Here is a 19,346-nt window from a genome sequence, read left to right on the forward strand (position 1 = left end):
GCCGAAAGCCCCGTTTAACAATGTACAAACTGCGCCCCTGTTTTTAAGGGGCGGTTGTCACATAATTATATATCCAAAAGGCATATCATGAAATCCACTTCAGAAATTTACTTCGTTTTCCGAGCTAGCTAGACGTGACTGTTCATTTATTTCGTTCTTCCCAACACACAAATTTTATAAGTACCTATGCAGGAACAAAGAAAGGATTTTCATTGTGAACAATATCTATCAAGTAAAAGCTTATTTTGGAGATACTGATGCTGCTGGGATAGTTTTTTATCCTAATTTTTATAAATGGATGGATCAAGCTACAACAGAGTTGATCGGGAAAACCATTTTACCAATTTCCGTCCTTTATAAAGAAAAGCATATACTACTCCCGCTAATCGAAACATTTTGTGAGTATTATTCTCCGATATATTTTGAAGATTTGGTGGATATTTACTCCGAAATTACAAAAATAACCGATCGAACAATGCGAGTGGAACATGTTTTTAAACGTGAAGGAGGAATAGTTGCAAAAGGTTATGAAGTCAAAGCGTGGACGAAAAAAGAGGGACATGGCATAAAAAGTGAATCTATTCCAGAAAAAATTAAACAACGGATAAAATAATATTTGCAATTGATATGTAGTTTCATAATATAAAATTCTATGGATTGTTTTTGAAAATCACTTCAGAAATATACTAAGCCTAACCGATAAGCGGTTAGCGAGCCTCTATTTGTAAACACAATCCGAGGACTCGTCTTTACTACCACAAGAGTCTATTTATACTTCTTGCGCTTTATCGAACACAAAGATTAAAGTCGTTTCCTGTTAAAAAGCGTTCGTCTGTAAAGAAAAACAAACAGTGTAATTCAGATTTTTTACAGTATCGTTTTATGAAATCTACTTATTTCTATATTGAGATTAAATTGTAATAGAAGAAAAATATTTTGAAAGATAATAAGTAAGCTCTTGATATATCAAGACTGATTGAATGTAGAAATATGTCATATTACTATTGTAGTGCTCAAGACCTAGAATGGAGGGGGGTGTTATAGGGTATAAATAGTTATATCTAAGATCGGAGGTTTACACTATGGGTATCCTATCTAAAAATGTTAATGAAACATCATTATATTCGACAAAGTCAAAGTATGCTGGACGTAATCTCTTGTCGGGATTGTTGTTTGGAATTGGATTAGTAGCATTTATCGATGAAGTGGTTTTTCATCAGTTATTACATTGGCATCACTTTTATGATCGATCAACCACCGAAATCGGATTGATTTCAGATGGTCTATTTCATGCATTTAGCTGGTTTGCAACGATAGGAGGATTGTTTTTATTTGCAGATCTTCGACGGAGAAATGGACTTTGGCTAAAGCGATGGATTGGGAGTATCTTATTAGGTGCAGGTCTGTTTCAATTATATGATGGAACGGTACAACATAAAATCATGAAAATTCATCAAATACGTTATGTTGATAATGTTATTGTTTATGATATTGTTTGGAACTCCGTGGCGGGATTATTGATTGTTATTGGGGCGATATTAGTTTTTCAGACACGCAGGAAAGCGAATCCTTTAAAAGGAATGAATCTGGATGATTAATCATGGACATCATGAAAGTGGTTTGCAGTCGATGGATTGGTTAATTGCTGTAGTGGTTTTAATCTTAATAATTACTTATATTGGAGCAGGATTAATTTCAAATAAAAAAAAACACTTGGGCACTTGGCCATTCTATAGGTACATATTATGGTTAATTGGCTTTCTATTAGTCGGTGTTTCATTAGTAGGACCAATAGCTGAATTAGCACATAGGCATTTTACTGCTCATATGCTAAGTCATTTATTATTAGGCATGTTGGCACCTCTATTACTAGCCCTTGCAGCGCCGACTACATTGCTACTACGTATGCTACCAGTTCAGCATGCGCGAATTTTATCAAAACTATTAAAAACACCATTCTTTAGTCTGGTACGACATCCAATAATCGCGTCAGTACTAAATATAGGCGGTTTATGGGTACTTTACACAACCAACTTATATATGCTCATGCATGAAAATATATTCGTCCATCTTATAGTTCATTTTCATATATTTGCAGCTGGTTATCTATTTACTATTTCAATGATTTATATTGACCCCACGCCACATCGGTTTAGCTATTTGTATCGAGCAGTTGTGTTTGTATTTGCTTTGGCTGGGCATGGTATATTATCGAAGTTTATTTATGCAAACCCTCCAGTAGGAGTACCAAAAGAACAAGCAGAAGCCGGTGGAATACTCATGTATTATGGTGGAGATGCAATTGATATCGTAATCATCTTTATATTATGTTTACATTGGTATCGCTCAACGAGCCCAAAATCCAGCTTACATGTGAGCCAAAACTAAAAAGAGGTTTTGACATAAGAAATATTCTGGATTAAATGACGAATAATAGATAGCTAGAACAAGCGTAAGAAATATACGGTCACTCCTTGAAAATCAAAAATCGATTTTTTACGTGCGATGTAATGCGCTCGAAGTTGTGGGAGCAAAACATGGGTAAGCCCCCTGGAATGCGGAGCATCCGGAGGCTCACCAGTCGCCGTAGGATAAGCGGAGTATATTTCTGAAGTATGCTTTTTCTAGTATCCTACTTCTACGGCAGCGTTTACGATATACATTAAATCATTTTCGTCCTCTGAATCTTCTAAAATAATACCACTTGAGGTAGTCATTCCTCCATCCGTAACATCCACTTCTACCGTTCCATATGGGATGGTTTCTTTAATTTTACTAATATCTAAATTATCTCGATCAAGAGGGACTGCTATACGAACCGTTACTTTCATGTTTTCTAGACGGTTATCTGGTAGGCTTTTCTCAATTCCTGGCATGGAGTTTGACCAAATAGCATTTTGCACGGCTCTAGTCGCTGCTTTCGTTATATCTTGACCGTGTACATCTATTCCCATCCCAGATTGAATAAAGAGTATCTTTTTCATGATAAAACTCCTTTCATTGGAATATATATGACAATTCCCAAAAGACTAAAATAGTAAACTCCGAAATATATTAACCGATTTTCTCCTATTTTATAAAGCTGAATCAATTTCATAATTAATATATTTGGTATAAAATCCGAATGTTGTGCTGTTTGATTTCCATTGGAGACGGACGCTTTCCACAGGCACGGCTTCAGATAACTTGAAAAGAAGAACACTTTTCAAGTGGATCTTCAGCTCGTGCTGATCCTGCAGGAGTCGCCGTCTTTCATTAATCAAAGCCAAGTTATTATTATAACCCGAACATTATTATATAAATATTACAAAAATTTTCGTTTTTAAATTGAATCTAGCACTTATGATATTGACTCAGCTATATAATTGTTTGTAGATTAGTCATACATGATACGATAAAATAGGTAACGAGAGGAGGAGTCTTTTGGAAAATAAAGAAATGCTGATTGTAGATGATCTCATGAATCAGATTAAACAAAAAAAGATACAACCAGGAGAAAAATTCCCCTCGGAAAATGCGTTAGCAGAAATGTATAAAGTTCCAAGAATGACGGTTAGAAATGCATTTAATACTCTAGAAGAGAGGGGATTTATTCAGTCATCCCAAGGAAAGGGACGCTTTTTAAAAGGAAAATTGGTTCAAATAAAGTTGCCTTTAACTGGAGATACTAGCTTCACAGAAAAAATGGAGCAGATGGGATATGATTTACAAACGAAAAATGTTTTGTTCAAAAAAATTGGCTATAATCAATCTGTATTTAATCGATTACATGCAAGTGAAAATGACAATGTCTATCAGGTTGTAAGATTACGTTATATTAATGGAGAAATTATTGCAATTCACTATTCTTTTGTAAAAGAATCAACCGTTCCAAACATTATAGAAGAAGGACCAGAAATTTTATCTATGTTTCGTTTTTATAGACAACAAGGAATTAAAAAGTTTACAAGTAGCAAATCAATTTTAAGTGTTACTTTTCCAACCTTAGAAGAACAACAATTATTGGAATGTAAAAGTATGATTCCATTAATTGTAGTAGAAACGGACTGCACAGATAAAGAAACCAATCAGATTTTAGAATATACGAAAATACTTTATAGAAGTGATACATTCAAATATGATATTTCTACTATTCCATAAGCAGGGACCAATCTAATGTTAGAGATTGGTCCTTGCTTTTTTATATCAACACTATGATCTTCAATGACACAAGCCATTTTGTATATTCCTTTACATATACTTAACCACTTCTTAACACACAATAACTTGGCGACAAGTTAGGATTAATTTGTGAAGGAGGTTATGAAAAATGAATCGGAAACGTAGAACTGAAATTCTTATTCAGGGAGATGCGAGTTTAGTAGATAACCTTGCGGAAGAAATTAAAAAGAAATATCAATGGCAGGAATTTTCACCACCATCTTATAGTCTTACGATGATGAAAATGCGTGAAACAGCACAACAGTCCCTATTTCATATCGGGGAAGTGCTTGTCACAGAGGCAAAGGTTGAGGTTAGTGGTCAAATAGGAGTTGGAATCATAGTTGGTATGAAAGATGACCTAGCGAATAATTTAGCCATTATTGATGCTGCATATAAAGCGAAATTGCCAGAAATCATTAATTGGAATGAACTCCTGATTAAAGAAGAACAAAAAATTCATATGCAAAAAGTAAAAAAGCAGCAGGAATTACTCAAGACAAAAGTACATTTTGACACAATGGATGTTGAATAAATTCCTATATAAGGAGGGATTTTTATGGTCACTAATTTTGTTCACGATACACAACACACATATCGGAAAATTCTTGATAGCATGTCGAAGCCGGGAAAAATTTCATCGGTAGAATTCAAACTTGAACATGAGTTGCATTGCTTCCCTGCTACATTCTTAGTTGCTTTAACATTATTTGATGCAGAGGTGAACTTTCATGTAATAGCGAATGATACGAAGCTTGCGAATTTGCTGTCTCAATATACAGTTGCGACACAGGTACCAATTGAAAAAGCAGACTATATCATTGTCAAAAACAATACAGACCCTGGAGATTTAATAAAAACGTTAAAAAAAGGTTGCGTCGGTACTTTATCCGACCCACATCAGTCTGCAACGTTAATGGTTGAACAACAAAACATAATAGAAAATGGAAATCTTGAATTATCTGGTCCGGGAATTAAAGAAACACATAGCATTGGATTAGAAGTCTCTGAGGAATTTTGGTGGGAAAGAGACGAAAAAATAAAAGAATATCCACTTGGAATAGATTTAATATTTACGGATCAAAATTCGAATATTGTCTGTATACCTAGAACGACAAAAGTACATAGGAGAGGGGCAGATAGATAATGGGGTATGTTGCTGTTAAAGGGGGCACAGAAGCAATAGAAGCCTCTATTGACCGTTTGAAATATGAACGGCTGAAAGAAAAAGCAATCATCGAAGTGGAAACTATTTTGGCGACAATGCGACAACTTGTAGATCAGGTGATGTCGGAGGCAAGCTTATACAATCCATATTTAGCTGCACTGGCTATCAAACAAGCTGAGGGCAGTATGGAAGAAGCTGTTTTCTTACTTCGTGCCCACCGTTCTACATTACCAAGACGTTATTATAGTAGAACAATAGAAACAGCGTCTATGTTCGTCGAAAGAAGAATATCAGCTAGCTTTAAAGATATTCCAGGCGGGCAAATTTTAGGAGCTACGTATGATTATACACATCGATTACTAGACTTCAATTTAATCTATGAAACTAAAGCTGAAATAGAAAGATGGTTAGAACAATTTCAAGATGTGCAATTGGAAGACACCGACGAATTACTTTTCTTTCCGAAGGTAGTGGATTATTTAAGAGAGGAAGGATTATTCGAAACTTATCCGTTTGATGATCAACTACCAGATGACGTAACAAAGAGGAGCCTTTCCTTTCCTTCCTCACGTAGCGAAAGGTTGCAAGTATTGACTCGAGGACAGACGGGCGCAGTTACATCATTGGGTTATGCTTCTCTAAGAGGGTATGGTCAAGTTCATCCGACAGTAGGGGAAGTTCGTGTAGGTTCTGTTCCGATTTATGTATCTCCTCTTCATGAAGCTGGAGAAGACAAAGATGAAGATTATTATATTGGTGAAATTACGATCACAGAAGTTGAATCCTTCGTACCCGTAATGAAGGAGATAGATAAAAAAACGAAAGAACTACAGTTTGAAATTGGTTATGGGGCATGCTTTGGTCAGAATGAAACAAAAGCAATTGCAATGAGTATTCTCGATCAATGCTTGGAAAACAATCAGGCTCCTTATCCAACACATGATGAAGAATTTGTTTTACTTCACATTGATTCCGTTGAATCGACAGGTTTTATTTCTCATTTAAAACTTCCGCATTATGTTACGTTCCAATCAAAATTAGACAGTATTCGCAATGTGAAGAAGGGAGGAAATGAAACATGATTCATCAAGAGACCCATTTTGCATTTTTGGATGAAAGTTCGAAAAAAGAAATACGGAGGGCAACGTTAAAAGCAGTTGCAATTCCAGGGTATCAAGTACCTTTCTCATCTCGAGAAATGCCAATAGGAAGAGGTTGGGGGACAGGTGGACTGCAGCTAACCCTTTCACTTGTTGGAAAAGAAGATATTTTAAAGGTAATTGATCAAGGAGCAGATGAGTCGGTTAATGCAGTCAGTATTAAAAAACTTGTTCAATCAACTACCAATATTGAAGTAACGGAAAAAACACAAGACGCAACGCTTATACAATCTAGACATCGAATACCAGAAGTCCCACTAACGCCGAATCAAATACTTGTTTTACAAGTTCCAATGCCAGAGCCATTAAGAGCATACGAATCGAAGGAAGCAATTACTAAAAATTTACACGCAGAACAAGAATATAGCGGAATTTGGATGATGTTATTTGAGCAAATCATTCGATATGGCAGACAAACGACAAATGCGGATCATCCTGTAATGGTAAATAATCATTACATTATGGCTCCAAGTCCAATTCCAAGATTTGATAATTCAAAGATGCACCAATCAGAAGCATTAATTTTGCTAGGGGCTGGACGGGAAAAGAAAATATATGCTGTCCCACCATTTACACCAATCGAATCACTTGCATTTAATGATTATCCTTTTGCAAAAGAAAATTTCACAGGTAAGCAATGTAAGCTTTGTGGAGCTAGCGATGTATTCCTAGATGAACTAGTTGATGAAAAAACACATGAAACCATTTATCAATGTAATGATACAAGCTATTGTATTGAAAGACTCAACAATATGAATACCAAAGAGGTGGAATCGATTGATGTTTGAGAATCCAACACTCTCTATTCAGAATTTAAATAAACAATTTGGTCCCGGTTGCGATCTTTGTATGAATCCTGAGACAAGAGTATTGAACCAAAATTATTGTCCAGAATGTGGAACGGTGTATGCTTGCCAAGATATTTCATTTGATTTGTTTCCAGGAGAGATCCTTGGCGTTGTGGGAGAAAGTGGAAGCGGCAAGTCTAGCCTGATGAAATGCATGTATTTCGATTCAGATGTGACATCTGGAGAAATGTATGTTGATCATAAAGATTTTCAAGGTCAAAATTTAGTTGATTTATCTGCTCAACAAAAACGGTATATTCGTAATCATCATTATGGAATGGTTTATCAAAATCCAGCAAATGGACTAAAAATGGATTTTTCATCTATTGGAAATATTGCAGAAAAGCAAATTGCAGCAGGAAACCGGAATGTGAACCAAATGGAATCGACTGGAAAACGCCTGTTAGAAACGGTACATATTCCCACATTTCGAATGAAAGAAGAACCGAAATTTTTTTCTGGGGGAATGCAGCAACGCGTGCAAATTGCAAAAGCATTGTCAAATAATCCACCAGTATTATTTTTAGATGAAGTAACAACTGGATTAGACCTTTCTGTACAAGCAGATGTTCTAGATTTAATTAAAAATATTCAACTCGAATTTGGAATCAGTATGGTAGTGGTTTCTCATGATTTAGCTGTTATTCGAATGTTAGCAGACAGAACAATTGTGATGTTAAACGGGAAAATTATCGAACAAGGGTTAACTGATCAAATTTTAGAAGATCCTTTCCATGCTTATACACAACAGCTCGTCTATTCATTATTATAGGAGGTTGTCTATATTGTACGTAATTCACAATGGAAACATCATTATGGAAGACTCAATTTTATCTGGCCATGCAGTCCTTATTGAAGGGGACAGAATTAAAGATCTGGTTACGGAAGAAGAAGCTATTAAAATCTCGAATGTAGAATTTATTAATGCAAATGGAGGATTCATATCACCAGGGTTTATTGACATTCATTCTGATTATATTGAATCTATTGTTTCTCCTAGACCTACTAGCATGATGGATATGGATATTAGTCTAAGAGAAGCAGAGAAAATATTAATTAGTCATGGTATAACAACGATTTTTCATTCCCTTTCTTTTTATAAAAAAGATTTATTTACCCATAAGCCGATTCGGAATCCAGAAACTGTACAACAGTTAGTAGAATCAATTCATGAAACTCACGATCGTCCACATCTAATCAGGCACCGCCTGCATGCTAGATTTGAACTAGATAATATCGAGCAGATCGAACAACTCGTAGAAAATATTGAAAATGATAAGGTTCATCTGCTTTCTTTTATGGATCATACTCCAGGACAAGGCCAGTATCGTGATCTGGAGGTATTTAGTAAGACATTAAAAGGATATAGAAATTTATCGGATGAAGAAGTGAATGTCATTATACTAGAGCGAAAAAGTCGAGAACAAATGACATTAGAAAAAATAGCGGAAGTCGCAAAAATAGCTGATGACAAAGGAATTGCTGTTGCTTCACATGATGACGATAATGAAGAGAAATTAAAGCTTGTTCAATCATTTGGTACGACGATTAGTGAATTTCCAATTACATTGAATGTTGCTAAAGAAGCAAAGAATCTAGGGTTACAAACAATTGTTGGAGCTCCAAACGTGCTTCTTGGTGGTTCTCATTCTGGAAATCTATCTGCTATCGAAGCGATCCATGAAGACTCTGCAGATATATTATGTAGTGATTATTTTCCGGCTGCACTTTTATTGGCTGTTTTTCAATTACATGAAAAACATCAGAAAGAGCTTCATGAGATGTTTAAGATGGTTACGTTAAATCCAGCCAAAGCTGTACGAATGGATGAAGAACTGGGTTCTATAAAACCTGGGAAAAAAGCAGATATTTTAATCATTAATCAGATGGAAGATGGATATCCCATGTTAACAAAAACAATGGTCAACGGTTCATTAATTACCACTACCAATTATAGATCCAACTAAAGTGAGGGGATAACATGGCATTATTAGAAGTGAGCGATTTTGGAAAACAGTTTATTAACCATCGTTTACAAGTTAAAAGACAAGCGGTAAACAATATTCATTTTAAATTAGAAGAAGGACAATTTTTAGGGATTATCGGGAAAAGCGGCAGCGGGAAATCAACGATTTTAAAAAGTATTTATCGCACGTATCTTCCAGATCAAGGGAATATTTATTTTGATTCCAACCATCTAGGGAAAATTGATATTACCAAAATATCAGAAAGAGAAATGATTTACTTGCGAAAATTTGAAATCAGTTATGTTTCTCAATTTTTAGATGTATTGCCACGTATTACTTGTCGGGAATTGGTAGAAAAATCTCTTCAAGAAATGGGTGTAGAACATGCTATTGCCAAGGTTGAAGCAGAGTCTGCTCTTACCCATTTTGAGTTAGATGAAAAACTTTGGGATGTCTACCCCAATACATTTTCTGGTGGAGAGAAGCTGAGATTGAATATTGCTATGGCTACGGTGAAACAACCTCGTCTTCTGTTATTGGATGAACCAACAGCGAGCCTTGATCAACAGTCTAAAATGAAGGTTCGTGAAGTAATTGAAAAGCTAAAGCATAGTGGAACCTCTCTTATTGGGATATTTCATGATATTGAGTTTATAGAAGGTCTTTGTGATTCTATTTTTAATATGAATGATCATCAACCTGTAACAACGATAGGGAATACGTATGAAAGTTGATTTACATGTTCACAGTCATTACTCAGACGGTTCAAATGCTGTAAGTGAAGTAATGAAGCAGGCTAAGAAAAATGGTGTTACTCATCTTAGTTTTGTTGATCATGATACAGTTGACGGTTGGCTAGATATTCAGCGACAAGCTAATCATTTTGATATTAATGTGATTCCTGGCATTGAAATATCTGCTTATGATTTTAAGCGGGAACGTAAGGTGCATATTCTTGGATATAATTACAAGCAAGAAGCAAATCACATACGAAATATATGTAATCCACTGTTACATCGCAGAAATGATCATTCACTTTGGCAAATTAGAAAAATTAACGAATTAGGTTATCAAATCGATGAACAAGTTATTAAGCAAAAAGCTTTGCCTAGTAATACGATTTATAAACAACACATCATGGATGAATTGACAAAGGCCCCTTATGATTCGATGGAATATAGAAATCTTTATCAGCAGCTTTTTAAACATAATGGCGTAGCTGCAGGAGATATTGTATATATAGATGCTTTTGATGCAGTAGAAGCCATTGTTAAAGATGGAGGCATTGCAGTTGTTGCACATCCTGGTCAATTGGAATCTTATGACTTGATTCCAGAATTAGTAGAAGTCGGCCTTGGTGGATTAGAAAGAAATCATCCAGATCATACGGGAAGAGACCATGATAAAGTAGAGACTTTAGCGGAAGAACTAGATTTATTAATGACAGGGGGCACGGATTACCATGGTGGATTCGGTACTCCTATTCAGCTCGGTGAAATAACAAGTCCAATAAATAAATTATTGGTATAGCGTAAAAAGTCTTAATTTAATGTGAAGTATCTGTAAATAAACCGTATTTTCATCATTTTTATGCTTCAATAAAAATAGCTCTAAACTATACTATTTTATATTCTGGGAGGAATACACGATGTGTAAAAAAATTGGTAGTTTACTTATGCTTGTGATGATTTTGTCTGTCTTAACTGCATGTTCAGATGGCAGTGCAGGAGGAGCAAGTAGCGATGATGTGATTGATATCGTTTGGTACCCTAATGAATCTGGTAATGAATTGAAGGCTGCGAGAGACGAAATTGGTAATGTCATAGAAGAAGAGACTGGTAAGCAAGTAGAACATCATTTAACTACTGACTATGCAATCGCTATTGAAACCATTGCAAATGATAATGCTGAACTTGCATTTATGGGAGCACAAGGTTATATCGAGGCAAATAGTAAAAATGATGCAGTGAAACCAATGGTAGTTCCAACTGGTCCATCAGGGACGTTAGAAGATGCAATGTATCATAGTTGGCTTGCTGTAAATGTCGACGACCAAACGAATTATAAAAATGGTGATGATTTTAGTCTAGATACAATTGAAGGAAAAAAATTCTCCTTTGTTTCAAATAGTTCAACCTCTGGATTTGTGGTTCCTTCTTCAACAATACTAGAGAATTTTTCTGACATGGAGTTAACGGAAGAAGATTTAATGGAAGGTGGCCCTTTATTTGAACAAGTTTTATTTGGTGGATCTCATCAAGGATCAGCTGTTAATTTGTTAAACAGAAATGCTGATGTGGCTGCATTCTGCGATACATGTGTAGAAAATTATGTAGAGGTAGTAGAAGGAGAAGAAAACGCAGTAGGATCTGTATATCAAGTAAAAGATAATGCTGAAGAGCCATTTAACACGGTAACTGGAAGTGAATTTACATTAATGAATGTAACTCCAGTCTTAAATGCTCCTTTTGTAGCAAATACTAACTTACTCAGTGATGAAGAGTTTGAAACGATTCAAAATCTATTTAGCTCTGATGAAATTGCTAATAATGAGACGATTTTTGTCCCTGAAGATTCCGATGAATCTGGTTTATTTTTTAAATCTGGTGATGAACGTTTTGCCCCTGTTGAAGATCAATGGTTTAATCCAATTCGAGAGCTTTCAGCTACAAAATAAGTTTAATGACTATCTATTGGTTTTATATTAATTCGGAAGGAGTGAGCATATGGCTTTATTAGAAGTGAATAACCTTGGTAAGCACTATAATGGAGAAACGAAAGTGTTAAAGAACGTTAATTTTGAAGTAGGCTCAGGCGAATTTGTATCCATCATTGGTCCATCTGGAGCGGGTAAATCTACATTACTTCGGTGCATTAATCGAATGGTAGAAATTAGTGAGGGTAGTGTATTTATAGATGGACAAAGTGTAGGGGGTATGAAGAAAAAGTCTTTAAGATCCTTACGTACAAATATTGGAATGATTTTCCAACATTATAATTTAGTTCCACGACTTACGGTAATTGAAAATGTGCTACATGGAAGATTTGGATATAAAACAAATTTACAAGGCATATTTGGAAGATTTACAGAAAAAGAGAAAGAAAAAGCATTTGAATTGCTCGATAAATTAGGAATTGCTGATCATGCATATAAACGTTGTGATCAATTAAGTGGAGGGCAGCAGCAGAGGGTTGGAATATGTCGGGCGTTGATTCAAGACCCAAAAATTATTCTATGTGATGAACCAATCGCTTCCCTAGATCCAAATTCTTCAAAGATTATTATGGATTATTTAAAAAAAATTACAAATGAATTAGGAATTACCTGTTTAGTAAATTTACACCAAGTTGAAGTGGCGAAAGCATATGCAGATCGCATTATCGGTTTAAAAAGTGGAGAAATTGTTTTTGATGGTCCAAGTAAATTGCTATATCAAGAGAAAATAGAATCAATTTATGGTTTTCAACAGCGGGAACTAATCACGGTATAGAGGAGCAGGTCGCATGGATGAACAAAAGATGAGAAAAGGGAAGTGGCAAGCAACAATCTTTTTACTAGTGATTATCTTAATGACCTATTTTGCTTCCTCCATAACTCAGTTTAATTTACTTGAGAGTATTACGACAATCCCACAAGCAATTGGTTGGATGGTTGCTAATCTTTTTATTACCAGCGAAGCTATTATCAAATTACCTGGAATATTAGAAAAATTAACGGAGACAATTTTTATGTCTATTGCTGCTACAACTTTAGCAGCAGTTCTATCAATCGCGTTAGCATTACTCGGTTCAAAAACGACAAAAGTAAACAATATATTTAGTGTGTTTGCTCGTTTTATAGCATCCTTTTCAAGAAATATTCCCGTGGTAGCTTGGTCATTGATATTACTCATTTCCTTCGGTCAAAACTCGGTAACTGGTTTTCTAGCATTGTTTGTTGGGACGCTGGGATTTTTGACAAGAGCATTTATTGAAACGATAGATGAAGCTAGCCCAAGTTCCGTAGAAGCCCTAAGTGCAACTGGAGCTACATACTTTCATATCGTAAATAATGCTGTAATTCCACAAAGTCTCCCGCAAATGTTAAGTTGGATACTATTTATGATCGAAACAAATATACGTAGTGCTACACTTGTAGGGATTTTAACAGGTACCGGTATTGGCTATATGTTTGATATTTACTATAAAAATATGAATTATGATGTTGTTGCCTTGATTACTTTTTCCATTGTTATAGCCGTAATTATTATTGAATTATTATCTAACAAAATACGGAAGGTGATATTGTAATGGAAATGAATCAAGTGACAGCCTCTATAAAAATGAGACGGAAGCGGAACGGGCAAATCAACATAAAATCTGGGAATAAAATAGATTTAGTTGTGAAGAGTACAATATGGATCCTTAGTCTATTAACGATTTTAGCGTTTTTCTTTTTCAATTATTCCGGCCTACAATTAGAACGTGCAATACCAGAAACATGGCATAATTTAAGAGTAATGTTCTTAGAGCCTGCTTTAAACCATTTTAGTTGGCAGGAAGCGGTATATCAAATTGGAGTTACGCTAGGATTAGGAGTTTTAGCCACGGTATTAGGAGCGATTATTGCTTTTTTCCTTGCTTTAATGGCAGCAGAAAACTTATCAAAACCATGGATCTCGAATACAGTAAGAATTTTTGTAGCGTTTGTACGAGCTGTACCTACTGTGCTTTGGGTGCTTATTTTCGCCATAGCGGCTGGACTTGGAAGTGAAGCTGCTGTTCTTGGAATGTTGTTTCACTCCGTTGCTTACTTAGTTAAGGCTTTTTCAGAATCCTTTGAGGAGGTCGATGCTGGAATACTTGAAGCACTAAGAGCTTCGGGTTCAAAATGGTGGCATGTTATCGTTCATGGCGTACTACCATCTACATTTACGTATTTATTATCATGGACATTTTTACGATTCGAAATTAACTTTTCAGTAGCAGTCGCAATGGGTGCAGCTGCAGGAGCGGGCGGAATTGGTTTCGAATTGTTTATGGCTTCTGGATTTTACTTTGATCTTAGAGAAGTAGGATTTATCACGTATGCAATCTTGTTGATTGCAATCATACTAGAGATTACTTCCACGAGATTGAAAAATCGCTATTTTCCTGGTCAATTAACTTCATAAAATAGAAATAAATAAAAGCTGAACGAGGTTGGAACAAAAGTATTTACTCAAAATATAAATCCAAATGAATTGGTGTTGAGAACCAGCTTCAGAGTTTTAGTGTTAATTGTATTTGGATTAAGTTTAACTTTTATTAAGTTCTTATAGTAGACAGATATATTCTTGAAGTTTATCTTCATTGCACATCCTACATTACAAGATACTAAGGTTAGTGGGAAAGATCGGATGATTTTTCCCACTATTTTCGATTAATAAATAAAGCAAAAGCTCTAGGAGTACGATTTCGCATAAGCTATATTTATATAAAGTAGTAAAATTTTTATTAAGCGAGACTCCAACGTAGGTTTTTAGCTTTAGAATATCGATCTGAGACAGCTGGCCAATTGACTACATTCCACCATTGATCAATATAATCTTTCTTCTCATTTAAATATTGTAAATAATAGGCATGTTCCCATACATCAAGAACTAATAAAGGTATCATATCTTGTTGAGAGAGGTTTTGGTGTTTTTCTGCTTGTAATATTTCCATTCTTCCAGAACGAGGTGCCCAGATAAGCATCGCCCAACCCCCACCTTCGACTTGATCAGCTGCATGTGTAAAGTGCGCTTTAAACTGATCAAAGCTACCGAAATCACGCTCGATTGCTTGCAGTAATTCTCCACGAGGTTTACCTCCTGCATGAGGCGCCATAATTTCCCAAAAAATCGAATGCAAATAATGTCCTGCACCATTAAAAGCAGCCTCTCGTTCCCAATGTTTAATTAGCTCATAATCACCTGATTGTCTTGCTTCTTGCATCTTCTTTTCAGCTTTGTTCAAACCATCTACATAGCTTTGATGATGTTTATCATGGTGTAAATACATAATTTATTTGGCAATATAAGGCTCTAAAGCATCATAATTATATGGAAGTGGTGGTAGACGATGATTGCCTATGGATACATAGGACTGTCTATGTTTCTCATGTAGTTCACTTTGATTTCTTTCATACAAATTATAAACTTTAGATAGTAATTGATAAATATATTGTTCACTATAATAATTTAAATCAGTTTCTAATAAAGTTTCAACCTGATTGTATAATCTTTCGTATTCTTCTTTTTCACGCTGGTTATCAATTAATTCTAATTCTTTCTTTAAGTATTCTTTATTCTCCTGATACCATTTTCTTATTTCTAATGAGTAAGAGCTCATAATATAATATTCCCCCTGAATAACATGATGGTATTATATTATGAACTCATTACCTATAGGTTCCTCTATCTCAGGCTTATCTTCAAGAAAATTTCTGTCTCAAAAATAAGATAAGTTTAAAAAGGGAATGAGAGATGAATATGAAAAAGAAGACTAGATTTTAGTAAACTATACTTTAAAAATTCGAAAAATATTGAAACTGTTTAGTAGGTAGATTCGTATATATAAGTCGAGGAGGAATTATATGAAATTTCTACGTGAAATAGATGCAGATTCACTCGTTCCATATATCTTGACCAGTAGCTTACTTTTACTTGTTTCTGCATTTGCTGTTCCTGGGATAGCAGTTATATTTATTCAAGACCTATTATTTTTTTCTTATGATCATTGGATTTTTATTCGTCCTGTAGAAACTTATAAAGGATTTGGAATCGCAATGATTTCAATTGCAGTTATACTATTATCCTTTTTAATAACTAAATTCTATATGGAGAAAAAAGAAAAAGAATATAAATTAACGGTCGTACATCTATTATTGATAGTTGTAACCATTCCATTATTTATCTTTTCTATTTCACACTATGCGTATTTTGATGATAATGGGGTACATGGAAATGATTTTTGGACCTTATCTGAAGATAACATTGCATGGGACGATGTAGAGAACGTTAGTAGGGTTGTTGATCGTAGTTCACGTAAAGTATTTTCTTATCATTTTTCAGATAATAATATAACGATTGACATTCCATATGACACCCAAGATACTCGTATCAAACAAACAATTACGGAAGTAATAGACTCAAATGATTGGGAAGTAGAGGAAATATATAGTGAGTAAATATAGATTGAAAGAAGGTGTAACATGATTGTTTGGATTAATGGAACATTTGGCGTCGGAAAAACAGAAACTGCGAAAATACTACATAAAAGAATATCGAATTCCTTTTTGTATGATCCAGAGGAAGTAGGCTATCTAATTAAAAAACAGCTACCGGTTGAATTATGGAAAGAAGATTTTCAGGATCATGAAGAATGGAGCATGTGGAATTACCACTTATTAAAGAAGGTAACAACAGAAACAGAAAAAGTTGTGATCGTACCAATGACACTTACAAATGAACTATATTATCAAGAAATTATAGGACGATTAAAAATAGAAGGAATTCAGATACATCACTTTACACTTGTAGCAGAACCACAAACAATTTTAGACAGGTTAATGAAGAGAGGGGATGGAAATAATGAATGGATTATGAATAGAACCGAAAAGAATGTAAAGCAATTATCTGGAGCGTCCTTTCAAATACATATTAATACTGAAAAACTAACTACGGAAGAAACAGCTTCGGAGGTTATAAAATTAATGACGTAAATAGTACAACGTACATTAATAACTCATAATTGTAAACCCAAGCAGGAAGAATAGCTAAAGTAGTTACCATAAGATAATGATTAATAAATTAGCTTTACCTGGAAAACTCCTATTCTGTTCAAGGGTCTTTAGGTCATGACCTTGTGGTACTAACATTCATTAGAGCTAAAGAAAACCTTCATTAAATGAAGGTTCAGTCTCTATTTCCTTCCACGTTTTTTCTCCCAAGCGAAGCTTCCACCTGTGACATCTCGTACATCGTGAATGACTACAAATGCTTTTTCATCAACGGAGTAAATAAGTCTTTTTAATTTCATTAATTGATATTTGCTAATAATAATATAAGACATGTCTGCATCTTGTTTCATATAACCACCATAACCTTTAAATACGGTTGCGCTGGTGTCTAAATTAGTTATTACCACGTCTGTGATTTCAGTGGCATGAGTGGAGATTACACTAACTGCTTTTCTGGGATCCAGCCCTTCTATAACAAGATCTGTAGCTTTCTTACCTATAAACAATAAGATGATAGTGTACATCGTATTTAATGTTCCAATAAAAAATAAACCAGCTAAAACTACGGCTGCATCTAAAACAAAATTTGTTCTTGTTAGATCCCAGCCTAAATTATGGTGGAACATTCGTGCAATAACGCTTGTACCACCCATTGAACTACCAGTACGAAAAATCAATCCTGCGCCTATTCCACTAAAGAAACCTGCAAATATAGCAGATACAAGAGGATCCGCCAGTGGTTCTATGTTATTTTCTGTAATGAACAGAAATAAAGAAATCAGTGTTGCTGTAATCGCAGTTAGAATTATATTTCTTTTTGGCAACACAGTGAATCCGACAGTTAAGATAATTGCTGCTAATATAAAGTTAACGATACCAGTAGACCATCCAAATACGTAATGGAGGAGAATAGACATACCTGTAAGTCCACCATCAGCAAAATTGTTTGGAATGATTAACATATTAACAGCTAGTGCATAAAAAAGTGCTCCAATTATAATAAAAATAAAGTCTTTCAAGAAATGTTTCATTATGTAAGCTCCTTCCTATTAGAAGCATTTCTAAACTAAATTTTTCCCTAATTATAAAAATTAAAACTGAGATAAGTGTGATATTATTAATTTTAAATTATTTATTTTCAGAAAGAAGTTGTTATTTTGAAACGTTTATCAAGAAAAAAGTCTCTCGTTCTTATCACTTTATTTATATTAGCTATTCTTGTTGATATTTATTATGAAACAAACGTGTTCAAAGTTTCTAAAGTACATTTCAAATCCAATAAAATAACTAATGATTCCAGTATTAAATTGGTTCAAATTAGCGATCTTCATGCAAAAGTATTTGGTGATAATAACCAGAAGTTAATACAAACAATAAAAAATCAGCAACCAGACATTGTTGTGATTACTGGGGATATCATAGATAGAAAGACTAATAGTTTGCAAGACGTATTTCATTTAATAGAAGAAATAATCGCTTTTCAACAGCAAGTTTATTTTGTATCTGGTAATCATGAATGGGGAAATAACTTAAGGAATGAACTGTTATTAGGACTCGAACAACGAGGAGTACAGATTTTAAATAATAATTCAGTAGAAATTATGATAAAAGAAATAAATTTGAATCTTGTTGGTATCGATGATGTATCTACAAATCACGAGGATATGAAAAAGGCATTTACAAATGTTAAAAACCTAGAATATACAGTCTTGTTGTCTCATTCTCCAGCTGTGACCGATAAATATCGTGATATAGATGCTGATTTAATTTTGAGCGGTCATACTCATGGAGGACAAGTAAGGTTTCCATTGATTGGTCCAATAATAGCTCCTGATGAAGGGGTATTTCCCAAAAAGACAAAAGGTGTATACCAACTGAAAGAGAATCAATCTTTATATATCGACAGTGGTTTAGGTACAAGTTTGGTACCAGTTCGATTTTTAAATCAAAGTCAGCTAAGTGTGATTGAAATTACAAATTAACACGTTTACTATGAGTTGAAATGAAATTTAATAATTGAAACATTGATTCTAAGATAATCGTACAATAGTTATATATTAAAAAGGGAGAGAATCAATTGAGAGAATGGTGGAAAACAAAGAATGCTAAAACGAGAAAGCAAAGAAAAAATAAAGAGGATTATACCAAAAAAGATCTTGTGTTAGATATACTGTTTTGGATTCCTGAAATTATCGTCTTGCCTATTCGCTTAATTATTTGGTTAGTAAGAGGTATTTTTAAATGGATTGATGTAATATAAGA

At 34.5% G+C, this 19,346-nt stretch carries 22 protein-coding genes and 1 pseudogene; 20 read left to right on the forward strand and 3 right to left on the reverse strand.

From position 1 onward, the window contains the following. The first annotated feature begins 214 nt into the window (after positions 1 to 214). From C794_RS05350 to C794_RS05360, 3 genes are all read left to right on the forward strand, one after another. Complete coding sequence (locus tag C794_RS05350; protein ID WP_017796094.1) at positions 215 to 613, forward strand: acyl-CoA thioesterase; 399 nt, start codon at positions 215 to 217, stop codon at positions 611 to 613. Between the two features lie 475 nt (positions 614 to 1,088). Next, positions 1,089 to 1,598 (forward strand): DUF2243 domain-containing protein, encoded by a 510-nt coding sequence (locus C794_RS05355; RefSeq protein WP_026133732.1) that lies wholly within the window; start codon positions 1,089 to 1,091, stop codon positions 1,596 to 1,598. After that, positions 1,591 to 2,388: a cytochrome c oxidase assembly protein gene (locus C794_RS05360; protein WP_017796096.1), complete on the forward strand. Its 798-nt coding sequence runs from the start codon at positions 1,591 to 1,593 to the stop codon at positions 2,386 to 2,388. Before C794_RS05355 ends, C794_RS05360 begins: the two co-directional genes overlap by 8 nt. Positions 2,389 to 2,624: 236 nt before the next feature. Here C794_RS05360 and C794_RS05365 read toward each other — a convergent pair whose 3' ends face one another. Continuing rightward, positions 2,625 to 2,984, reverse strand: coding sequence for a Lin0512 family protein (locus tag C794_RS05365; protein ID WP_017796097.1), 360 nt, complete (start codon positions 2,982 to 2,984; stop codon positions 2,625 to 2,627). Positions 2,985 to 3,423: 439 nt separating this feature from the next. Here C794_RS05365 and C794_RS05370 point away from each other — a divergent pair, with 439 nt between their 5' ends. The 13 genes from C794_RS05370 (at position 3,424) to phnE (C794_RS05430) (ending at position 14,496) form a co-directional block, all read left to right on the forward strand. After that, positions 3,424 to 4,140, forward strand: coding sequence for a GntR family transcriptional regulator (locus tag C794_RS05370; RefSeq protein WP_017796098.1), 717 nt, complete (start codon positions 3,424 to 3,426; stop codon positions 4,138 to 4,140). A gap of 169 nt (positions 4,141 to 4,309) precedes the next feature. Next, a complete protein-coding gene (phnG, locus tag C794_RS05375; RefSeq protein WP_017796099.1) occupies positions 4,310 to 4,735 on the forward strand; it encodes a phosphonate C-P lyase system protein PhnG in 426 nt (141 codons plus the stop codon). A gap of 24 nt (positions 4,736 to 4,759) precedes the next feature. Then, the gene (phnH, locus tag C794_RS05380) at positions 4,760 to 5,347 is read left to right on the forward strand and encodes a phosphonate C-P lyase system protein PhnH (protein ID WP_017796100.1); all 588 of its coding nucleotides are present in this window, start codon (positions 4,760 to 4,762) and stop codon (positions 5,345 to 5,347) included. Beyond that, a complete protein-coding gene (locus tag C794_RS05385; protein ID WP_017796101.1) occupies positions 5,347 to 6,450 on the forward strand; it encodes a carbon-phosphorus lyase complex subunit PhnI in 1,104 nt (367 codons plus the stop codon). Before phnH ends, C794_RS05385 begins: the two co-directional genes overlap by 1 nt. Further along, positions 6,447 to 7,316, forward strand: a complete 870-nt coding sequence (locus C794_RS05390; protein WP_017796102.1) for an alpha-D-ribose 1-methylphosphonate 5-phosphate C-P-lyase PhnJ — start codon at positions 6,447 to 6,449, stop codon at positions 7,314 to 7,316. The genes C794_RS05385 and C794_RS05390 overlap by 4 nt, the downstream gene beginning before the upstream one ends. Further along, positions 7,309 to 8,148 (forward strand): ATP-binding cassette domain-containing protein, encoded by an 840-nt coding sequence (locus C794_RS05395; protein WP_017796103.1) that lies wholly within the window; start codon positions 7,309 to 7,311, stop codon positions 8,146 to 8,148. Before C794_RS05390 ends, C794_RS05395 begins: the two co-directional genes overlap by 8 nt. Positions 8,149 to 8,161: 13 nt before the next feature. Further along, complete coding sequence (phnM, locus tag C794_RS05400; protein WP_017796104.1) at positions 8,162 to 9,343, forward strand: phosphonate metabolism protein PhnM; 1,182 nt, start codon at positions 8,162 to 8,164, stop codon at positions 9,341 to 9,343. Between the two features lie 14 nt (positions 9,344 to 9,357). Continuing rightward, positions 9,358 to 10,077 carry a phosphonate C-P lyase system protein PhnL gene (phnL, locus tag C794_RS05405; RefSeq protein ID WP_017796105.1) on the forward strand — a complete coding sequence of 240 codons (720 nt, stop codon included), beginning with the start codon at positions 9,358 to 9,360 and terminating at the stop codon, positions 10,075 to 10,077. Next, entirely contained in the window at positions 10,067 to 10,873 is an 807-nt protein-coding gene (locus C794_RS05410) for a PHP domain-containing protein (RefSeq protein WP_017796106.1), read from the forward strand. The genes phnL and C794_RS05410 overlap by 11 nt, the downstream gene beginning before the upstream one ends. 118 nt (positions 10,874 to 10,991) lie before the next feature. Further along, complete coding sequence (locus C794_RS05415; RefSeq protein ID WP_017796107.1) at positions 10,992 to 12,020, forward strand: PhnD/SsuA/transferrin family substrate-binding protein; 1,029 nt, start codon at positions 10,992 to 10,994, stop codon at positions 12,018 to 12,020. A 49-nt stretch (positions 12,021 to 12,069) separates the two neighbouring features. Then, positions 12,070 to 12,834: a phosphonate ABC transporter ATP-binding protein gene (phnC, locus tag C794_RS05420; protein WP_017796108.1), complete on the forward strand. Its 765-nt coding sequence runs from the start codon at positions 12,070 to 12,072 to the stop codon at positions 12,832 to 12,834. A 13-nt stretch (positions 12,835 to 12,847) separates the two neighbouring features. Next, positions 12,848 to 13,633, forward strand: coding sequence for a phosphonate ABC transporter, permease protein PhnE (phnE, locus tag C794_RS05425; protein ID WP_017796109.1), 786 nt, complete (start codon positions 12,848 to 12,850; stop codon positions 13,631 to 13,633). Further along, complete coding sequence (phnE, locus tag C794_RS05430; RefSeq protein ID WP_017796110.1) at positions 13,633 to 14,496, forward strand: phosphonate ABC transporter, permease protein PhnE; 864 nt, start codon at positions 13,633 to 13,635, stop codon at positions 14,494 to 14,496. The genes phnE (C794_RS05425) and phnE (C794_RS05430) overlap by 1 nt, the downstream gene beginning before the upstream one ends. A gap of 322 nt (positions 14,497 to 14,818) precedes the next feature. Here phnE (C794_RS05430) and C794_RS20655 read toward each other — a convergent pair. After that, a pseudogene (locus C794_RS20655) lies at positions 14,819 to 15,694 on the reverse strand (superoxide dismutase). Positions 15,695 to 15,938: 244 nt separating this feature from the next. Here C794_RS20655 and C794_RS05440 point away from each other — a divergent pair. Both C794_RS05440 and C794_RS19730 read left to right on the forward strand, forming a co-directional pair. Next, positions 15,939 to 16,532 carry a hypothetical protein gene (locus C794_RS05440; protein ID WP_017796113.1) on the forward strand — a complete coding sequence of 198 codons (594 nt, stop codon included), beginning with the start codon at positions 15,939 to 15,941 and terminating at the stop codon, positions 16,530 to 16,532. Positions 16,533 to 16,556: 24 nt separating this feature from the next. Continuing rightward, positions 16,557 to 17,066, forward strand: a complete 510-nt coding sequence (locus C794_RS19730; RefSeq protein WP_017796114.1) for an AAA family ATPase — start codon at positions 16,557 to 16,559, stop codon at positions 17,064 to 17,066. 200 nt (positions 17,067 to 17,266) lie between these two features. On the opposite strand, the gene C794_RS05450 is transcribed toward C794_RS19730, so the two are convergent. After that, positions 17,267 to 18,115: a YitT family protein gene (locus C794_RS05450; RefSeq protein ID WP_017796115.1), complete on the reverse strand. Its 849-nt coding sequence runs from the start codon at positions 18,113 to 18,115 to the stop codon at positions 17,267 to 17,269. A gap of 126 nt (positions 18,116 to 18,241) precedes the next feature. Between C794_RS05450 and C794_RS05455 the strand changes: the two genes are divergently transcribed. Together C794_RS05455 and C794_RS05460 are read left to right on the forward strand one after the other, a co-directional pair. Beyond that, complete coding sequence (locus C794_RS05455; protein ID WP_017796116.1) at positions 18,242 to 19,066, forward strand: metallophosphoesterase; 825 nt, start codon at positions 18,242 to 18,244, stop codon at positions 19,064 to 19,066. 95 nt (positions 19,067 to 19,161) lie between these two features. Beyond that, positions 19,162 to 19,344 carry a hypothetical protein gene (locus C794_RS05460; protein ID WP_017796117.1) on the forward strand — a complete coding sequence of 61 codons (183 nt, stop codon included), beginning with the start codon at positions 19,162 to 19,164 and terminating at the stop codon, positions 19,342 to 19,344. Positions 19,345 to 19,346 lie beyond the last annotated feature (2 nt).

It is taken from the genome of Oceanobacillus kimchii X50, assembly GCF_000340475.1.
GTDB classification, from domain to species: Bacteria; Bacillota; Bacilli; order Bacillales; family Amphibacillaceae; genus Oceanobacillus; species Oceanobacillus kimchii.

Bases quoted from the DNA above. Each gene is read 5' to 3' on its own strand.
- C794_RS05360 (WP_017796096.1), top strand. From the start codon at position 1,591: ATGATTAATCATGGACATCATGAAAGTGGTTTGCAGTCGATGGATTGG.
- C794_RS05365 (WP_017796097.1), bottom strand. From the start codon at position 2,984: ATGAAAAAGATACTCTTTATTCAATCTGGGATGGGAATAGATGTACAC.
- phnG (WP_017796099.1), top strand. From the start codon at position 4,310: ATGAATCGGAAACGTAGAACTGAAATTCTTATTCAGGGAGATGCGAGT.
- phnH (WP_017796100.1), top strand. From the start codon at position 4,760: ATGGTCACTAATTTTGTTCACGATACACAACACACATATCGGAAAATT.
- C794_RS05385 (WP_017796101.1), top strand. From the start codon at position 5,347: ATGGGGTATGTTGCTGTTAAAGGGGGCACAGAAGCAATAGAAGCCTCT.
- C794_RS05390 (WP_017796102.1), top strand. From the start codon at position 6,447: ATGATTCATCAAGAGACCCATTTTGCATTTTTGGATGAAAGTTCGAAA.
- C794_RS05395 (WP_017796103.1), top strand. From the start codon at position 7,309: ATGTTTGAGAATCCAACACTCTCTATTCAGAATTTAAATAAACAATTT.
- phnL (WP_017796105.1), top strand. From the start codon at position 9,358: ATGGCATTATTAGAAGTGAGCGATTTTGGAAAACAGTTTATTAACCAT.
- C794_RS05410 (WP_017796106.1), top strand. From the start codon at position 10,067: ATGAAAGTTGATTTACATGTTCACAGTCATTACTCAGACGGTTCAAAT.
- C794_RS05415 (WP_017796107.1), top strand. From the start codon at position 10,992: ATGTGTAAAAAAATTGGTAGTTTACTTATGCTTGTGATGATTTTGTCT.
- phnC (WP_017796108.1), top strand. From the start codon at position 12,070: ATGGCTTTATTAGAAGTGAATAACCTTGGTAAGCACTATAATGGAGAA.
- phnE (WP_017796109.1), top strand. From the start codon at position 12,848: ATGGATGAACAAAAGATGAGAAAAGGGAAGTGGCAAGCAACAATCTTT.
- phnE (WP_017796110.1), top strand. From the start codon at position 13,633: ATGGAAATGAATCAAGTGACAGCCTCTATAAAAATGAGACGGAAGCGG.
- C794_RS05440 (WP_017796113.1), top strand. From the start codon at position 15,939: ATGAAATTTCTACGTGAAATAGATGCAGATTCACTCGTTCCATATATC.
- C794_RS19730 (WP_017796114.1), top strand. From the start codon at position 16,557: ATGATTGTTTGGATTAATGGAACATTTGGCGTCGGAAAAACAGAAACT.
- C794_RS05450 (WP_017796115.1), bottom strand. From the start codon at position 18,115: ATGAAACATTTCTTGAAAGACTTTATTTTTATTATAATTGGAGCACTT.